9 protein-coding genes and 1 pseudogene are annotated in these 17903 nt (G+C 69.1%); 7 read left to right on the top strand and 3 right to left on the bottom strand.

Features of this window, described 5'->3' with window-relative positions; genetic code table 11:
• Positions 1-124: 124 nt before the first annotated feature.
• Positions 125-946, top strand: a pseudogene (locus DI526_RS00645) (DUF1295 domain-containing protein); the annotation flags it as partial.
• A 149-nt stretch (positions 947-1095) separates the two neighbouring features.
• Here DI526_RS00645 and DI526_RS00640 read toward each other — a convergent pair.
• The 3 genes from DI526_RS00640 to DI526_RS00630 form a co-directional block, all read right to left on the bottom strand.
• Positions 1096-1845: a DUF72 domain-containing protein gene (locus tag DI526_RS00640; RefSeq protein WP_304272796.1), complete on the bottom strand. Its 750-nt coding sequence runs from the start codon at positions 1843-1845 to the stop codon at positions 1096-1098.
• A gap of 220 nt (positions 1846-2065) precedes the next feature.
• Entirely contained in the window at positions 2066-3454 is a 1389-nt protein-coding gene (locus DI526_RS00635) for an L-serine ammonia-lyase (protein WP_304272793.1), read from the bottom strand.
• Positions 3455-3659: 205 nt separating this feature from the next.
• Positions 3660-5315: a M28 family metallopeptidase gene (locus DI526_RS00630; RefSeq protein WP_304272791.1), complete on the bottom strand. Its 1656-nt coding sequence runs from the start codon at positions 5313-5315 to the stop codon at positions 3660-3662.
• Between the two features lie 165 nt (positions 5316-5480).
• Here DI526_RS00630 and DI526_RS00625 point away from each other — a divergent pair, with 165 nt between their 5' ends.
• The 6 genes from DI526_RS00625 to DI526_RS00600 all read left to right on the top strand — a co-directional run bounded on the left by DI526_RS00625 (position 5481) and on the right by DI526_RS00600 (position 17895).
• Positions 5481-6458 (top strand): nitronate monooxygenase family protein, encoded by a 978-nt coding sequence (locus tag DI526_RS00625; protein ID WP_304272790.1) that lies wholly within the window; start codon positions 5481-5483, stop codon positions 6456-6458.
• Positions 6459-6712: 254 nt separating this feature from the next.
• Positions 6713-7816, top strand: coding sequence for a calcium-binding protein (locus DI526_RS00620; RefSeq protein ID WP_304272786.1), 1104 nt, complete (start codon positions 6713-6715; stop codon positions 7814-7816).
• Between the two features lie 671 nt (positions 7817-8487).
• Positions 8488-8913: a hypothetical protein gene (locus DI526_RS00615; RefSeq protein WP_304272783.1), complete on the top strand. Its 426-nt coding sequence runs from the start codon at positions 8488-8490 to the stop codon at positions 8911-8913.
• Positions 8913-9668 (top strand): cellulose biosynthesis protein BcsQ, encoded by a 756-nt coding sequence (gene bcsQ / locus DI526_RS00610; protein WP_304272781.1) that lies wholly within the window; start codon positions 8913-8915, stop codon positions 9666-9668. The genes DI526_RS00615 and bcsQ overlap by 1 nt, the downstream gene beginning before the upstream one ends.
• Before the next feature lie 2 nt (positions 9669-9670).
• Positions 9671-14092 carry a UDP-forming cellulose synthase catalytic subunit gene (gene bcsA / locus DI526_RS00605; protein WP_304272778.1) on the top strand — a complete coding sequence of 1474 codons (4422 nt, stop codon included), beginning with the start codon at positions 9671-9673 and terminating at the stop codon, positions 14090-14092.
• On the top strand, positions 14089-17895 hold the full coding sequence (locus tag DI526_RS00600) for a cellulose synthase subunit BcsC-related outer membrane protein (protein WP_304272775.1): 3807 nt from the start codon (positions 14089-14091) through the stop codon (positions 17893-17895). Before bcsA ends, DI526_RS00600 begins: the two co-directional genes overlap by 4 nt.
• Positions 17896-17903 lie beyond the last annotated feature (8 nt).

Raw genomic sequence — 17903 nt, 5'->3', positions numbered from 1 at the left:
CTCCCCCTCTGGGGGAGGTGTCGCGGAGCGACGGAGGGGGCTTCTCCGCATCGGCCGCGCTGCCCCCTCCGGCCCTCTGGGCCACCTCCCCCAGAGGGGGAGGAGAAGTCCAAAGCTCACCGCCGCCCGTATCCACCTCATCCTCCGCCCAGAGCCCCCCATGCCGATCCTCACCGTCCTCGCCGTCAACGCCGCCGTTTCGGCGGTCGCGTTCCTCGCCCTGTGGGCCGTCAGCCTGCGGACGAAGGACGTCAGCTTCATCGACGCCTGGTGGGGGCCGAGCATGGCGCTGTTGGCCTGGAGCACACTGCTGCAGGGACCGCATACGCCGCACGGCCTGCTGCTGACGGGGCTCTGCACCCTGTGGGCGGCGCGCCTGGGGCTCTACCTGCTGTGGCGCTGGCGCAAGCACGGCGCGGACCGCCGCTATGTCGCGATCTTCGCCCACTACGAAAAGACCAAGAACTGGAGCTTCGCCACCACCTCGCTGATCATCGTCTTCGGCCTGCAGGCGGTGCTGGGCTATGTCGTCGCCCTGCCGGTGCAGCTGGGCCAGGGACCCGGCCCGCTGGGCGCGCTGGCCTATGCCGGCGCGGCGCTGACGATCGTCGGCATCCTGTTCGAGACCATCGGCGACGCCCAGCTGACCGCCTTCAAGGCCAATCCGGACAACGCCGGCAAGGTCATGGACCAGGGCCTGTGGCGCTACACCCGCCACCCGAACTATTTCGGCGACGCCTGCGTCTGGTGGGGCTTCTACCTGATCGCCGCCGAGACCGGCCTGGGCGCCTGGGCGCTGCCGGGCCCGGTGCTGATCACCGTCCTGCTGACCAAGTGGAGCGGCGTGCCGACCACCGAGGGCAAGATGAAGAAGTCCAAGCCGGGCTATGCGGAGTATGTGGCGCGGACCAGCGGCTTCGTGCCGTGGTTCCCGCGGAAGGGGTGACCTCAAAACCCCGTGTCATCCCGGCCGAAGCGTAGCGTAGAGCCGGGACCCAGGGGCGGCTTGCACAGCGTTCCCGCACCCCCTGGGTCCCGGATAGCCTCTACGAGGATTCCGGGATGACACGGATTGGGTTGGGGAGAGGGGCTCCCCTACGCCCCCAGTTTCCCAATCAGCGCCATCGCCGCCGCCGGGTTCCTCACCTTCGCCCCGGCGATGAAATAGGCGAACACGTCGCCGCGCTTGGCCCATTCGCGCGCCTGCTTCAGCACTCCATCGAGTTCCTCCGAGGTCATCCCCGTCGGCTCGTCCTCCTTGCTCGACATCAGCCGGGCATAGGTGAAATCGGCGGTCGGCTGGTCGATGCAGGGCCAGGTCGGCTCCTCGTCGTCGACGGCGTAGACGATGGCCGCGCCGTACTTGGCGGCCAGGTCGTAGAATTCCTGGCAGGCGAAGGTGGGGTTGCGGACTTCGAGCGCGTGGCGCAGGCGCAGGCCCTTCAGCTCCTTTGGCAGCAACTTCAGGAATCCCTCGAAATCCGCCGGATCGAACTTCTTCGTGCCCATGAACTGCCAGTTGATGGGGCCAAGCTTCGGGCCCAGCTCCTCAAGACCTTGGGACAGGAATTTCTCGAGGGACTCGTTGTTCTCCGACAGCACCTTGCGGTTGGTGCAGTAGCGGCTGGCCTTGACTGAAAATACGAAGTCGTCGGGCGTCTCGTCGCGCCACTTCTGCCAGCTATTGGGCTTGAAGGTCGAATAGTAGGTGCCGTTGATCTCGATGCTGGTCAGCTTCGACGACGCGTATTTCAGCTCGTCCTTCTGCTTGAGATCGTCGGGATAGAACGTCCCCCGCCACGGCTCGAACGTCCAGCCGCCGACGCCGGTTCGGATCTTGCCCATGCGCGGATGTTCCCTTGATGTTCCGGTGGCGCACCCTAGCATCGCGATCTGGCGGAGCAAGGGGTTCTCCTTCCTCCCCCTCTGGGGGAGGGGGACCGGCGAACGCCGGTGGAGGGGCCCTGTGAGGCGGCGACTTCACCGCCGCTTCGCGGACCCCCTCCGTCTCGACGCGTATTCGCATCGATCCACCTCCCCCTAATGGGGAGGAGAGATCAGTCGCTCAACACTCCACCCGGTTCACCGACAGGCCCACCGCCAGACCCCCCATCGAGGTCTCCTTGTAGATCTCGTTCATGTCCTCGCCGGTGCGTTTCATCGTGGCGATGACCTTGTCGAGGCTGACCGAGTGCTGGCCGTCGCCGAGTAGGGCCAGGCGCGCGGCGTCGATGGCCTTGATGGCGCCCATGGCGTTGCGCTCGATGCAGGGGATCTGCACCAGGCCGCCGATCGGGTCGCAGGTGAGGCCGAGGTTGTGCTCCATGCCGATCTCGGCGGCGTTCTCGATCTGGGCGTTGGTGCCGCCCAGCGCGGCCGCCAGGCCCGCCGCCGCCATCGAACAGGCCACGCCCACCTCGCCCTGGCAGCCCACCTCGGCGCCGCTGATCGAGGCGTTGCGCTTGTAGAGCGCCCCGATCGCCGCCGCCGTCAGCAGGAAGGTCCGGACCTGTTCGGGTGAGCCGTTGTGGAAGCGGACGAAGAACCGCAGCACGGCCGGGATCAGGCCCGCCGCGCCATTGGTCGGGGCGGTGACGACGCGGCCGCCGGCGGCGTTCTCCTCGTTGACCGCCATGGCCCACAGATTGACGAAGTCCATGGCGGCCAGCGGGTCGCTGATCTGGCGCTCCATCCGACCCTGGATCGTCTGGTGGATCTGGCGGGCGCGGCGCTTGACGGTCAGGCCGCCGGGCAGGACGCCGTCCTGGCGCATGCCGCGATCGATGCAGGCCTCCATGGCGCCGAAGATGCGGTCGAGGCCGGCGTTCATCTCGCCCTCGCTCATCCGCGCCTGCTCGTTGGCGGCCATCACCTGGGCGATGGTCAGCCCGGCCTCGTCGGCGCGCTGCAGCAGGTCGGCGGAGCTCTCGAACGGGTAGGGGACGGCGGGGCCTTCCTCGGGCGGGGCGTTGCTGCCCATCTCGCGCTCGTCGCGGACGAAGCCGCCGCCGATCGAGAAGTAGGTCCGTTCGGCCAGTTGTTCGCCGCCCTGGTCGTAGGCGGCGAAGGTCAGGCCGTTCGGATGCTGCGGCAGGCGCTCGTGGCCCAGCCAGACGATGTCCTTGGCCTCGTCGAAGGCCATGTCCCGCTCGCCGCCCAGCTTCAGGGACTGGGTGGCGCGCGCTTCCAGCAGCGCCGCCTCGCCGGCGTCGGGATCGAGGTCGGCGGGGACGAAGCCCATCAGCCCCAGGATCACGGCCCGGTCGGTGGCGTGGCCGCGCCCGGTCAGGGCCAGCGAGCCGTAGAGCCGCGTCTCGACCCGTGCGGCCTGCTCCAACTGGCCGGCCGCGCGCAGCCGCGCGACGAACAGCCCCGCGGCCGTCATGGGCCCCATCGTGTGGCTGCTCGACGGGCCGACGCCGAGTTTGAAGAGGTCGAAGACGGAGGCGGTCATGGGATGCTCTGGATACTCCAGCCCTCACAAGGTCCGATCTCCCCGGCGAATGCCGGGGCCCAGATCGAACCCACGAGCGCTTGCCGAACGGTCGAGGCCGCTGGCGCGTCACCTTCAACCGTTCAGGCTGAATCTGGACCCCGGCATTCGCCGGGGAGGTCGGGGGAGGGGACGGCGACCGCCCATCTCCGCCCATGGTCGAACCTTACTTCCGCTGCGCCGCCGTGGCGTCGCGCAGGGCCTTGAACTCCGAGCCGGCCTGCCATTGCGGCCATACGCGGCTGTTGGCGAGGTCGCGGCCGATCTCGTAGACGAGGCCGATGTCGGCGGCCTGGCCCGAGAGATCCCAGTCGGGCGACCATTCGTCGGCCGGCTGGTGGTAGCGGTTCTCGGTGTAGTCGGCCTCGGCCTTCTCGCCGGCTTCCTTGCCGCCCTTCACGAGGTCCGTGCCCGAGCCGATCGAGATGGCCGGCACGCCGCGCTTGGCGAACGGGAAGTGGTCCGAGCGGTAGAAGTGCCCCGCCTGCGGCGCGGGATCGGGCGAGAAGTAGCGGCCGTGGGCCTTGGCCTTGGCGACCAGCATGTCCTGAAGGTCGACCTTCCCGTCGCCCGAGGTGGTGATGTCCTTGGCCGGACCGGCCGCCGACAGCGCGTCGATATTGATGTCGCCGACCGTTTTGGCCAGCGGGAACAGCGGGTTGGCCCCGTAGTATTCCGAGCCCAGCAGGCCCTTCTCCTCGGCGGTCACGGCCAGGAACAGGATCGAGCGCTGCGGCGCCGGCTGGCTCTTGAAGGCGCGGGCCAGTTCAAGGATGGCGGCGATGCCGTCGGCGTTGTCGACAGCGCCGTTATAGATCTTGTCGCCGCGCACGTCGGGGGCGCCGACGCCCAGGTGGTCCCAGTGGCCGCTGTAGATGATGGTCTCGTCCGGATACTTGGTCCCGACGATGCGGCCGGCGATGTTCTTGGAGACGATCGTCTCGTGCTTGACCTTGTAGTCGGCCGAGAAGGTCGCGCCGGGCAGCACCACGGGCTTGAAGTCGCGGGTCTGGGCCTGCTTCTTCAGGGCCTCGAAGTCGAGGCCGGCCTGCTTGAAGAGGTCGACGGCGACGTCGCGCTGGATCCAGGCCTCCATCGAGGGGTGCGACTTGGCCGGCGCCTTGCGGACGATGTCGAACATCACGTTGGTGTTGGAGTTCTTGACCGTGTTCCAGCCGTACGAGGCCGGAGCCGTCTCGTGGACGATCAGCACGCCGGCCGCGCCCTGGCGGGCCGCTTCCTCGAACTTGTAGGTCCAGCGGCCGTAATAGGTCATGGCCTTGCCGCCGAAATCGCCGGAACCGGTCTCGAAGTCGGGGTCGTTGATCAGCACGACCAGGATCTTGCCCTTCAGGTCCATGCCCTTGAAGTCGTCCCAGTTGCGCTCGGGCGCCCTGACGCCATAGCCGACGAAGACCAGCGGCGCGTCCTTGATCGAGACGGCGTCGACATTGGTCATGGCGGCGCGGATCGCGACCTGCTCGCCCTGAGCCAGGGCTTGCGCCTTGCCGCCGATAGTGACGCTGGCGCTGACGGGGCCCGCGATCTCGAACTTGGCCAGCGGGACGTCCTGGGTCCAGGCGCGCTTGCCGTCCTTTTGCACGTCGCCGGCAGGAGACAGGCCGATGGCCTTCATCTGATCGACGATATAGCCGACGGCCTTCTTCTCGCCCGCGGTGGCCGGACCGCGGCCTTCGAATTCGTCGGACGAGAGGACCTTGATGTGGGCCGAGAGTTTGGCGGGGTCGATCTTGGGCGCGTCGGCCGCGTGGACCAGCATCGGCGCGGCGAGAAGGGCGGTGGCGAGCAGAAGGCGTTTCATCGCAACTCCGTTCGGGAGCAAAACTTGTCGGCGGCGCGGACCCTAGAGCGTGTCCGGGCCGGAGGGAACCGTCTAAGCCGACAAACCGGCGCGCCGGGAGCCTCTTGCCTGACCTAGGGGCCGCTTGCCCATAGTCCCTCCCAAACAACAGGGAGAGGACGCGCCATGGCCATCAAGACCCGCTTCACCGAGCTGTTCGGGGTGGAGCATCCGATCGCCCAGGGCGGCATGCAGTGGGTCGGCAAGGCCGAGCTGGTCGGGGCGGTGGCCAACGCCGGCGCGCTGGGCTTCCTGACCGCCCTGACCCAGCCGACTCCAGAGGCGCTGGCGAAGGAGATCGCCCGCACCCGCGAGATGACCGACAAGCCGTTCGGGGTGAATCTGACGATCCTGCCGGCCATGACCCCGCCGCCCTATGCCGAGTATCGCGCGGCGATCATCGAGAGCGGGATCAAGATCGTCGAGACCGCCGGCTACAAGCCGCAGGAGCATGTCGATCACTTCAAGGCCCACGGCGTGAAGGTGATCCACAAGTGCACCGCCGTCCGCCACGCGCTGTCGGCCGAGCGGATGGGCGTCGACGCCATCTCGATCGACGGCTTCGAGTGCGCCGGCCATCCGGGCGAGGACGACATCCCCGGCCTGGTGCTGATCCCGGTCGCCGCCGACAAGGTGAAGATCCCGATGATCGCCTCGGGCGGCTTCGGCGACGCGCGCGGCCTGGTCGCGGCCCTGGCCCTGGGCGCCGACGGCGTCAACATGGGCACGCGCTTCTGCGCCACGCGGGAGGCCCCGATCCACGAGAACTTCAAGCAAGCGATGGTCGAGAACGACGAGCGCGCCACCGACCTGATCTTCCGCACCCTGCACAACACGGCGCGCGTGGCCAGGAACGCCATCAGCCAGCAGGTCGTCGCGATCGAGCGGGCCGGCGGCGCGAAGTTTGAGGATGTCGCCGACCTCGTGAAGGGCGCGCGGGGCCGAGAAGGGCTGGAGAGCGGCGACGTCGATCACGGTGTCTGGACGGCGGGCATGGTCCAGGGCCTGATCCACGACGTACCGACCGTGCGCGAGCTGGTCGACCGCATCGTCTCCGAGGCCGAGGCCCTGATCCGCGGGCGCCTGGCGGGGATGGTCTCTTAGCGCTCGGCCAGAAGACGGCGCCTGTCGACGCCGGCCGGCGGTCGAGGCCAAGATCTTAGGATCGGATTCACTAAGAATGCTGCCGGTGTAATCTATACGTGTACCCAAAGTGGGGTGTCGTTAATTACGCGCAAATCTTTAGGCGCGACGAAATGGCCCGTCATCGAGGGCTCGACGACAGGGCTGTCACGCTCTATCGATCGACGAAGACCGATGTTCTGTAGTTTCTGGCCGTAGTTTCTGGGGGCATGACCATGGCGACCTACACCTTCTCCAAGATCACCGCCGCCGAAGCCCAGCGCTTCAACATCCTCAGCTACGACACCCTGGTCTTCACCTCCGGATCGGCGACCGACGTCGACATCGCGTTCTATCCGCAGTCGAACGGCTATGGCTCGTATCAGCTGACGCTAGGAACGCGGTCGGTGTTCTTCCCGCAGGCGGGCGTGAACTTCGGCCTGCCGGCGGCGGCCTCGGCCGACCGGATCAAGTTCTCCGACGGCTCGCACCTGTTCATCGGCGGCGTGGGCAATGACGCCTACGAGCCCACGGTCGCGGCCTCGACCCACGCGATCGCGGCGTTCGGCGGGGCCGGCGACGACATCCTGACCGGCGGCGACGCCGCGGACCACCTGGTGGGCGGCGTGGGCGACGACATCCTCGACGGGGCCGGCGACAACGACGTGCTGGACGGCGGCGACGGCGCCGATGTCCTGGTCGGCGGCGACGGCGACGACACCCTCACCGGCGGCGCGGGCGCCGACACCCTGCAGGGCGGTTCGGGCGCAGACCATCTGAACGGCGGCGCGGGCGACGATATTCTCGACGGCGGTTCGGGTAACGACACGCTGATCGGCGGCTCCGGCGCCGACAAGCTGACCGGCGGTCGCGGCAATGACGTGCTGGACGGCGGAACGGGCGACGACACCCTCGCCGGCGGCCTGGGTAACGACACCCTGACCGGCGGGGCCGGCGACGACATCCTGACGGGCGGGGCCGGCCAGGACGAACTGAGCGGCGGCGCCGGCGCCGACACCTTCGTGTTCGGCGTTTCGGATTCCCTGCCCTCGGCGCCCGACCACATCCTGGACTTTGACGAAGAGGACGCGCTGGACTTCACGGGCCTGGCGGCCGCCACGATCGCCAACTACCAGCAGTTGCCGGGCGCGACCTCCTACGAGGCGGCGCTGGTCGCCGCCAACGCCGCCTTCACGGCCAAGGCGGCCCTGCTCTATGTCGGGGCTCAGGTCGGCGACGACTTCTATGTTTTCGCCGACACCCTGGCGCTGCATCAGGTCGGCGCCGTGGTGGTGCTGAGCGAGGTCTCCGGCTTCGACGCCCTGACCGGACTGATCTGAGGCGGCCCGCCGTCACGCATCGGCCGCTCGACCCTCGATCGCGCGGCGCTCCTTCCAGCGGGCCCGGATGACCTCATCCGGGCCCGTTGTCTTTGTCGCGACCCTCTTGCCCGGACTATTCGTGCGGATGCGACAATAGAGCGCGGGGCTTTGACTGTGCAGTTTGCTCTGAGTTCGTATACCGGTGATCTTGCATCGCGCGGAGAACAATCTCAGATGATGAAAGATGGGCGATAGTACAGCCGGGTCAAAGTTGCGAGGGTACTGAAGCAAATTTCATCCATGGGTAGTAATCGCGTTTTCCGTGTCCTCTGTGCTACCCGTTTCGGGTTGCGATAGCGGTGCGTGTGCATTCACGCACTTGACCCGCTTCCATCCGGGGCGCATACATGCTGCTCAATCATGGGGTTGTTTTTGTAAGTTATTTCGCGGCGTGCGAGGCGTAAATAAAGGAATAATAATGATAAACTGGGAGTTGAAACGCGGATAGCTCTTCCGATTCTTGAATCTGCGAGCTCTACCAAGTCTCAACGATTAATTAGCCACGATGCGACGGAAAGCAGCAATTCGCGGTTCTTTTTCAGGTTTGAGAGTTTCCGTTTAAATCGAAAATTTCGAATTCATCTCTAATCAAGTGATCGCTGCACTGATTGGAACGAAGGAAGTGGCCAGTGAGCGACGTAAGCGCCCTGATGGATAAGTTGAAGACCACCGTCAGCTACAAGCAGTTCGACGCCCCGCGCGCCTCGGACCAGACTTGGCCTGTCCTGGAAAAGATCGCGCGCGCGCAGAGCGCGCTGGCGGATCCCCAGTCCCAATCGCTGGCCCCTGAGGCTCAGGCGACGGCCCCCGCGACGACCGCTGTCGCCGCCGGCGCGGCGGCCGAACCCGTGACGCAGGCCGTGGCTCCGGCGCCCAGCCCCGCTGCGGCCCCCAACCCTGCTCCGGCCAGCGGTTCGCTGTTCGCGCGCCTGCAGGTTGACGCTGCGTCGCCCAAGGCCGGCGCGTTCGGCCGCTACACCGTGGGTAAGCCGGCTGAGGACGGTCCCCAGGCCCTCTCGGAAATCTTCGAGCGTATCGGGCGGAAGGCGGTCTAATGGTTCTCCTCGTCGTGTCGTCACCCAAGGGGGGCGTGGGTAAGACGACGCTCGTCGCCAACCTCGCCGTGGCTTTGCGCCGGCGAGGCCGGCCCGTCACTGCAATCGATTTCGACTCCCAGAACGCGCTGCGTTTCCTGCTGGCGCCGGGCCATGACGGCGAGCTTGGGGTCGCGCGCTGCACCGCCCAGGGATTGCCTTGGTCGTCCGCCGTGGTCGACGGTCTGGATGGCGTGCGGGTCGCGCCGTATGGCGAGGCCACGACGGCCGAACGGCTGCGCATGAAGGATGTGCTGGTCGAGCCGACCCTGGCCGAGGCGCTGAACAGCCTCGCGCGGTCCCCCGACGAGATCGTGATCGCCGACACCACGCCCGGCGACGGACGCCTGCAGGAACGCCTCGAAGCCCTGGCCGACCTTAAGCTGATCGTGCTGCTGGCCGACGCCGGCTCGATGGCGCTGGTGCCGACCTATCGCGATGGGCTGATGCTGCGGCCGATGTCGGAGCAGCCCAACACCTTCGGGGTTCTCAACCAGGTCGATCCGCGGCGCCGACTGAGCCGCGATATCGCCGAGTTCATCGCGGCCCACGCCGCCGAGCGCTTCATCGGCGTCGTGCACTACGACGAGTCGCTGGCCGAGGCGGCCGCGCGGGGCGAGGCCGTCGTCGCCGTGGCCTCCGACAGCGTCGGGGCCATGGACATCGACGCGATCGCCGGACGTCTCGACCGACTGACATCCTCGGGGTCTCGCTGACCATGACCATCAAGGGGGCTCTGGACCTCGGCGACGGCCTGTTCGGCCGCGTCGCGGCGTCCGCGCCGGCGCGCTACGCGATCTTCGCGATGGCGGCGGCGATCATCGTGCTGGCGGTCATCGTGCCGCTGGACACCAGCGGCCAGCTGATCTTCGGCCTCGGCTCCTTCGCCGCGGCCGCCGCGATCGGCCAGCTCAGCGACGGCCGGCGGATGACCATCGGCCTGGTCGTGGTCTCGACCGCCCTGTCCACCCGCTACATGTGGTGGCGCACCACCCAGACGCTGCACTTCGACAATCCCCTGGCCGCCGGCCTGGGGATCGGCCTCTATATGGCCGAGCTCTATGCCTGGCTGATCCTGGTGCTGGGCTATGTGCAGTGCGTCTGGCCGCTCAATCGCAAGGTCCGCGAGATCACCGGCCCGCCCGAGACCTGGCCCACCGTCGACATCTTCATCCCGACCTACAACGAGACCCTGGAGCTGGTTCAGGACACGGTGTTCGGGGCGATGGACCAGGACTATCCGCCCGATCGCTTCAAGGTCTACATCCTCGACGACGGCCGCCGGCCGGAGTTCGAGGAGTTCGCGCGCAAGGTCGGCTGCGGCTACATCACCCGGACCGACAACAAGCACGCCAAGGCGGGCAATCTCAACAACGCCATCCCGCAGACCACCGGCGAGCTGCTCTGCATCTTCGACGCCGACCATGTGGCCACGCGCGCCTTCCTGCAGCTGACCGTCGGCTGGTTCCAGGCCGACCCGAAGCTGGCCCTGATGCAGACGCCGCACTACTTCTACTCGCCCGATCCGGTGCAGCGGAACATCCGCGCCGTGAAGGACATCCCGGGCGAGGGCGACCTGTTCTACGGCGTCGTCCAGAAGGGCAACGACTTCTGGAACGCGACCTTCTTCTGCGGCTCCTGCGCGGTGATCCGGCGCTCGGCCCTGCAGGAGACCAACGGCTTCGCCGGCGAGACCGTCACCGAAGACGCCCACACCGCGCTCAAGCTGCAGCGCAAGGGCTGGAACACGGCCTATCTGAACACGCGCCTGTCAGCAGGCCTGGCCACCGAGCGCCTGGCCCTGCACATCGGCCAACGCGCCCGCTGGGCGCGGGGCATGACCCAGATCTTCCGGATCGACAATCCGATGCTGGGGCCCGGCCTCGGGCTGGGCCAGCGCCTTTGTTACCTGAATGCGATGCTGCACTTCCAGTTTCCGCTGCCGCGCATCGTGTTCCTGACCTCGCCGCTGGCCTATCTGATCTTCCAGCAGAACATCATCGCCGCCGCGGCCTGGACCATCGTCACCTACGCCTTGCCGCACCTGCTGCTGTCGATCCTGGTCAACGAACGGATCCAGGGCCGCTATCGCCGCGCCTTCTGGGGCGAGGTGTACGAGTCGCTGATCTCGTTCCACCTGGTGGGCCCGACGATCCTGCCGCTGCTGGATCCGAAGAAGGGCAAGTTCAACGTGACGGACAAGGGCGGGCTGCTCGAGGAAGGCTATTTCGACTTCAAGGTGCTGCTGCCCCTGCTGATCACCACCGGCCTCCTGTTCGGCGGCATCGGTTCGGGCGTCGCCAAGCTGTTCCTGCCGCAATATTTCGACGTGCAGCTGGGCACCGTGCTGCTGAACGTCGCCTGGTCCAGCTTCAGCCTGCTGATCCTGATCACGGCCATCGCCGTGGGGCGCGAGACGCGCCAGGTCCGCAAGCACGAGCACCTGGGCGTGGCGCTGCCGGCGCGGCTCTATTTCGACGATGGCCACGTGATCACGACCGAGACGCTGAACATCTCGATGGGCGGGATGGCGGTTCCGGCGCCGGACGACGACGTTATCGAAGGACGAACCGTGACCCACGTAGAGGTGTTCGCGGCCGAAAAGATGTTTGGGTTCCCGGTCGAGATGTTGGGAAGCGGGAAGGGTGGGCTGAGGTTTATGTTCAGGGACATGACGCTGGAATCCCGGCGACAGCTGGTGCGGGTCGTGATGGGGCGCGCCGACGCCTGGCCGCTGATCGATGATCACGTCTCGTGGTCGGCCTGGCAGTCCTTCGCCGACCTGATGCGCGCCTCGATGTCCATCCTGTTCTGGTGGCGCTATCGCGACACGCCGCGGGCCTCGGTGGCCTACAAGCGGGCGGGGACCTCGGCCGCCGCGGCGCTCCTGGCCGTCGCCCTGGGGCTGGGCGCCCTAGGATCGAACCCGGCCCACGCCGCGCCGGTCGCCCGCGCCAAGGGAGAGACCGCCCCCGCCGCCGCGCCCGCGGCCAAGCCCTCCGGCGGCGTCCGCACCCTGTCGATGACCCTGGAGGACCTCAAGGTCAGCCGTCCGCTCAGGCTGATGGGCTCGGCGGGCGAGGCCGGCATCCCGGTCAACCTGCGCCAGGACGAGGTCGTCACCCAGGCCCAGCTGACCCTGAACTTCGCCTATTCGCCGCAGCTGTTGGCCGAGCTCAGCCACCTGACCGTCCTGCTGAACGACGAGGTCATCGGCACCGTGCCGCTGACCCCGGACGGCGCCGGCGGCGTGGTCGTCACCCTGCCGATCGATCCGGGCCTGTTCACCAACGAGAACCGCCTGGGCTTCCGCTTCATCAGCCACTACACGCGCAGCTGCGAGGACCCGCTGCACTCGACGCTGTGGGCCAATATCAGCAATACCCGCAGCCGCCTGAGCCTGACCCTGCAGCAGCTGTCGGTCGGCGACTCGCTGGCCCGCCTGCCGGGGCCGTTCTTCGACGCCACCGAAGGCCGCCAGCTGAAGCTGCCGTTCGTCTTCGCCGGCGCGCCCTCGAACGAACTGATCGCCGCCGGTTCGGCCGCCGCCTCCTATTTCGGCATGACGGCCAGCTTCCACGGCTTCTCGTTCCCGGTCCTGTTCGGCGACCTGCCCGAAGGCAACGCCGTGGTGCTGGCCCGTGGCGGCAGCCAGATCGGCGGCTGGACCGCGCCGGACGCCTCCGGCCCGGTGATCAGCCTGGTCCGCAACCCGCGCAACGCCTACGCCACCCTGCTGGTGATCTCCGGCGGGTCGGACGAGGACGTCCTGGCCGCGGCGCGCGTGCTAGCCTCCGCGCCCAAGAGCCTGTCGGGCCAGAGCGCCCAGGTCTCGCCGCAGCCGATCGCGCGGCGCAAGCCCTATGACGCCCCGCGCTGGGTCAACACCGACCGTCCGGTCCGGTTGGGCGACCTTGTCGGCCAGTCCAACCTGGAAGGCGCGGGCCTGCGCCCGGGTCTGCTGACCGCGGAGTTCCGCACCGCGCCGGACCTGTTCTTCTGGCCCAGCGCCGGCCCGAAGCTGACGTTCGGCTATCGCTACCCGGCCGGTCCGTGGCTCGACTATTCGATGTCGCGGCTCGATGTGCTGGCTAACGACAAGTACATCCGCTCGATCCCGCTGAAACCCGAGAAGACGGCCGAGAAGGTTCGCGACGCGATCGGCCTGTCGGCCATCCAGAACAAGGCCTCGGTGGACATCCCCGGCTACAACGTGTTCGGCCAGAACCAACTGCAGTTCTATTATGACCTCCACGCCAAGAAGAAAGGCGCCTGCGAAGGCACCCTTCCGGTCGGTGTGCGGGTGGGCATCGACGCCGACTCGAAGCTGGACATGACCGGCGCGCACCACTTCTCGCGCATGCCCGATCTGGCCTTCTTCGCCAGCTCCGGCTTCCCGTTCAGCCGCGTCGCCGACCTGTCGGAGACCCTGGTCCTGATCCCGGAGCAGCCGCAGCCCGACACGCTGCAGGCCCTGTTCACCCTGATCGGCCGCATCGGCGACGCCACCGGCGCGCCGGCCGTGGGCGTCACCATCGCCCGCCCGGGCGAGTCGCCCAGCCTGCGCGGTCGCGACATCCTGGTGGTGGGGCCGCTGTCCCTGGCCTCCCAGGCGGCGGAGCTGTTCCAGAGCGCGCCCGTGCGCGTCGAGGGCAGCCAGCTGCGCGTGGCCTCGACCTCGCCGATCGCGCGGCTGTTCTCGCGGTTCGGCTCCAATGTCGACCAGCGCGATCCCGCCGCGGCCGAGGCGGCCCTGGTGACGGTCGGCGACTTCGCCGGCGTGTCCAGCTGGCGCTCGCCGTTCGACAAGACCCGCGTCGTCGTCGCCGTGCTGGCGGCGAGCCCGGCGCGCCTGCCTGAGATCGTCAATTCGATGTCCAAGCCCGAGGCCAACGCGGCCATGCAGGGCGATCTAGCCATCGCGACCGACAAGAGCTTCAATAGCTTCCAGGTTGCGCCGGGATTCTGGTCCGGTCACCTGCCCTGGTGGGTGGCGGTCATGTGGTGGTGCAGCCGCAATCCGTTGCTGCTGGCCCTGGCGGTGATCGGCGCCTCCCTGGTAATCGGGGCGGGCTTCTGGGTCGTCCTCGGCGCCCTTGAGCGTAAGCGCCTGGCCGACACGGAAGTGGACCCGCGATGAAGATAGTCGCCTGTATCTCGTTGGCGTCGAGCCTGCTGGCCTCGACGGCCATCGCTCAGGTCCAACCGCGTCTGCCGACCGACAAGCCCGTGGCGCTGCCGCTGGTGCCGACCTCCAAGGGGCCGGCGCCCCAGGCGGTCGCGCCGGCGGCGCCGCAGGCCTCGCAGGGCGGCGTCGTGCAGGCGCTGCTGAACCAGGCGGCCAGCCAGCGCAAGCGGGGTCGAAAGGACCTTGGCCTTCAGGCCCTGCAGCGGGCCCTGACCCAGAGCCCGAATAATCCGCAGGTGCTGCAGCGCCTGGCGTCCTACGCCCTCGAGGACGGCGACATCGCGTCGGCTGATCGCTGGACCCGGCAGCTGCGCGCGGCGACCGGCGACTCCGACCCGCGCGTCGCGGCGCTGGACAAGGCGCTGAAGGCGCGGGCCGACGCTTCCGTGCCCAGCAACCCGGACGCCGCGGCGACCGAGATGCGGCAGGCCAAGAGCGACGCTAAGCCGGCGCCGGCCATCGACCCCAGCGGCGCGTCGCGCGCCGCCGGTTTCGAGGCGCTCGAGCGCAAGGACCTCGCCGCCGCCGAGCGCCTGTTCAACCAGGCCCTGCGCGAGCGGTCGAACGACCTCGACGCCGCCGGCGGCCTCGGAATCATCCGACTGCAGCAAGGCCGCTTCGCCGACGCCGAGGAGCTGCTCAAGCGCGCCAGCAAGGGAGCCTCCGGCGACCAGCGCTGGGGCGAGGCCCTGCGGTCGGCCCAGTTCTTCGCGACCCTGTCGCGCGCCCGCGCCGCCTATGAGGGCGGCCGCTACGCCCAGGCCGAGCAGGACGCGCGTCCCCTGGCGCTGGGCCAGAGCCCCGATCGCATCGAGGCGCAGGTGCTCTGGGGCCAGTCGCTGGCCGCCCTGGGGCGTCCGGCCGAAGCCGAAAACGCCTTCCGGGCGGCGCTCGCCACCGCGCCGCAAAGGGCCGAGGCCAGCGCCGGCCTCGCCCAGGCCCTGGCCGACCAGGCCCGCTATGACGAGGCCAGCCAGGTCGCCGCCACCCTGACCGGCCCCACGGCGGGACAGACCCGCGCCGCCATCGAGCGGGCGCGGGCCAACGAGCTGCAAAGGCGCGGCGACACCTTTGGGGCCGGCGCGGCCCTGTCGGCGGCGCTGTCGGCCAATCCGTCCAACCCCTGGTCGCGTTACGACTACGCCCGATTCCTGGCCGAGCAAGGCCAGGAGGCCGAGGCCCAGTCGCTGATGGCGCCGCTGTACCAGTCGAGCGATCCGGAGAGCCTGCAGGCCGCGGCGCTCTACTCGGAATCGCGCGGTCGCAACGATGAGGCCGTGGGCCTGCTGCGTCGCGTGCCCGAGGCCAGCCGCACGCGCGCGGTCAAGGACCTGATCGCCCGGGTCGATGCGCTCAGCACGATCGAACAGGCCAAGCGCTGGGGCGCCCAGGGCCGTCCGGTCGACGGCGTGAGCCTGCTGCGCGGCCTGCTCAGCCGCACGTCGCCCAGCTTCGGCGTGCGCGGCCGCATCGCCGAGACCCTGCTGGACCTGGGCGACAGCTACCAGTCCACCGCGCTGGCCCTGGAGGCCGCCCGCCAGCCGCCGGCCAGCTTCAAGCCGTCCGAGGCGGCCGGCTTCCTGGCCGTGCTGGCCCAGACGGGGCAGGACCCCGCCGCCATCAGCCTGCTCAACGCCGCCGCCCAGCAGCAGCCGCAAGGCGAGTACCGCAGCCTGGCGGCGCTCTACAGCGCCCGCCGCGCCGACCGCCTGCGCCTTGCCGGCGACTTCGCCGCGGCGTTCGACACCCTGTCGCAGGGCTTCGCCGTCTCGCCGCGCGATCCGCTGCTGCTGTCGGCCCTGGCGCGCCTGTACGACACCGGCGACCTGGCCCCGCAGGCCGCCCAGACCTACGAGGCCCTGCTGTCGATCAATCCGAACGACTACGACGCGCTGGCCGGCTCGGCCCGGGTCGCGGTCCGCACGGGCGACTACGACCGCGCCGACGGCCTGCTGCGCCGCGCCATCGCCATCCAGCCCAACAACGCCGATCTCTACTACCAGCTTGGCCAGATGGAGCAGGCGCGGGGCCGTGAACGCGCGGCCCTGAAGGCGTTCGAGCGCGCCCAGACCCTGCTGGCGCGGGGGCCGGGCGCCCAGCCGGGCGCCCCCGCCACCGCGGCCGGCGCCCTGGGCCCCAACCCGTTCGCCGTGCGCGCGATCGCCCAGGCGGCCGACGCGCCGACCTATGGCGCGCCGGCGGCGTCCTCGGGCTCGACCCCGGCCTTCGCCCTGCCGCAGCCGCCCTCGCAGCCGCAGGCCTACGCCGGCTACGCGCCCGCCGCCGCGCCGGTCCAGAGCTTCGCGCCCGTTCCGGCCAACGCGCCGCAGAGCGACTATGGCGCGAGCGCTGGGGGCGCGAGCCTGCCGGCCAATTCGAACCCGACGGCCATCCCGCCGCCGGCGACGCCGACCTATGCGGCGTCCAGCTACGCCGCGGCCCCGAGCTATTCGTCGCCGGCCTATCCGGCCTCGCCCTATGCGGCGGCCGGGCCCGCCGCCTTGGCGCCGCTGCCGACCCCCGCCCCGGCCTATGCGCCGCCGCGCCCCGACAAGGGCCGGACCCAGGTGGCGGGCTCGGCGTCGGACGCCAGCGCGCCGCTCCCGACCAAGGTCGGCCGCGAGATCGCGGCGCTGCGCCAGTCGACCGCGCCGCAGTTCGAGGGCACGGCCAACCTGCGCGCCCGCAGCGGCGAGGAGGGCACGAGCCGCCTGTTCGAGGCCGACACCCGGATCACCGCCTCGGTCTCGCCGTTCGGCGTCGGCCGGCTGGGCGTCGCGATCAATCCGGTCGTCATCAGCGCCGGCGCGCCCAACCAGGCGGCGATCGCCAACATCGGCGCCAACCCGCTGGTCGCGGCGGAGGCGATCGTCGCGGGCAACACCATCGTCCTGCCCGCTTTGGACAGCCGCAGCCGGGCCGGCGCCGGGATGTCGATGTTCTACGACTCCGGTCCGATCTCGCTGGACGCGGGCGTCACGCCGCTGGGCTTCATGCGCAAGAGCTTCACCGGCGGCCTGACCGGCCGGCTCGACCTGGGCGACGCCCAGATCCGCGCCACGGTCGAGCAGCGTCCGGTGACCGACAGCGTGCTGGCCTATTCCGGCGACCGCGACCCGCTGACGGGCGTGGAGTGGGGCGGGGTGATCAAGCGCAACGCCAGCCTCGGACTCTCGGGCAATTTCGGCTCGGCCGGCGCTTATATGGACGCGGCCTATCGCCAGCTGAAGGGTCTCAACGTCGCCAGCAACACCGGCTACGAGATCAACGCCGGGGCCTATTTCCGCCCCATCAACACCGACAGCGACGTGCTGCAGATCGGCCTGAACGCCAACCTGCAGGCCTATGACAAGAACCTGCGCTTCTTCAGCTTCGGCCAGGGCGGCTATTTCAGCCCGCAGCAGTTCGTCAGCGTCGCCCTGCCGGTCTCCTACGCCAAGGAGAGCGAGCACTGGCGCGCCAAGGCCGGCTTCAGCGTCGGCGTGCAGCACTACAGCGAAGACAGCTCACCGATCTTCCCGAACAATCCCGCGGCGCAGCAGGCCATCGAGACCTACGCCGCCGCCGACAGCACCGTCCTGGCGCGCTACGACTCGGCCAGCAAGACCGGCGTCGGCCTGACCGGCCAGCTTTTGGGCGAGTACAAGTTCCGCGGCGGTTCGGCCGCCGGGGGCGAGGTCTCGCTCGACACCTTCGGGATCTACAACGAGTACAAGTTCCGCTTCTACCTGCGGCGGATCCTGGCCAGCCAATAGGAACAACG

The organism is Caulobacter segnis, assembly GCF_003243465.1.
In the GTDB taxonomy this organism is placed as follows: domain Bacteria; phylum Pseudomonadota; class Alphaproteobacteria; order Caulobacterales; family Caulobacteraceae; genus Caulobacter; species Caulobacter segnis_A.
Note: the sequence above shows the minus strand (reverse complement) of the source record. Positions and strands in the feature narration are given on the sequence as shown.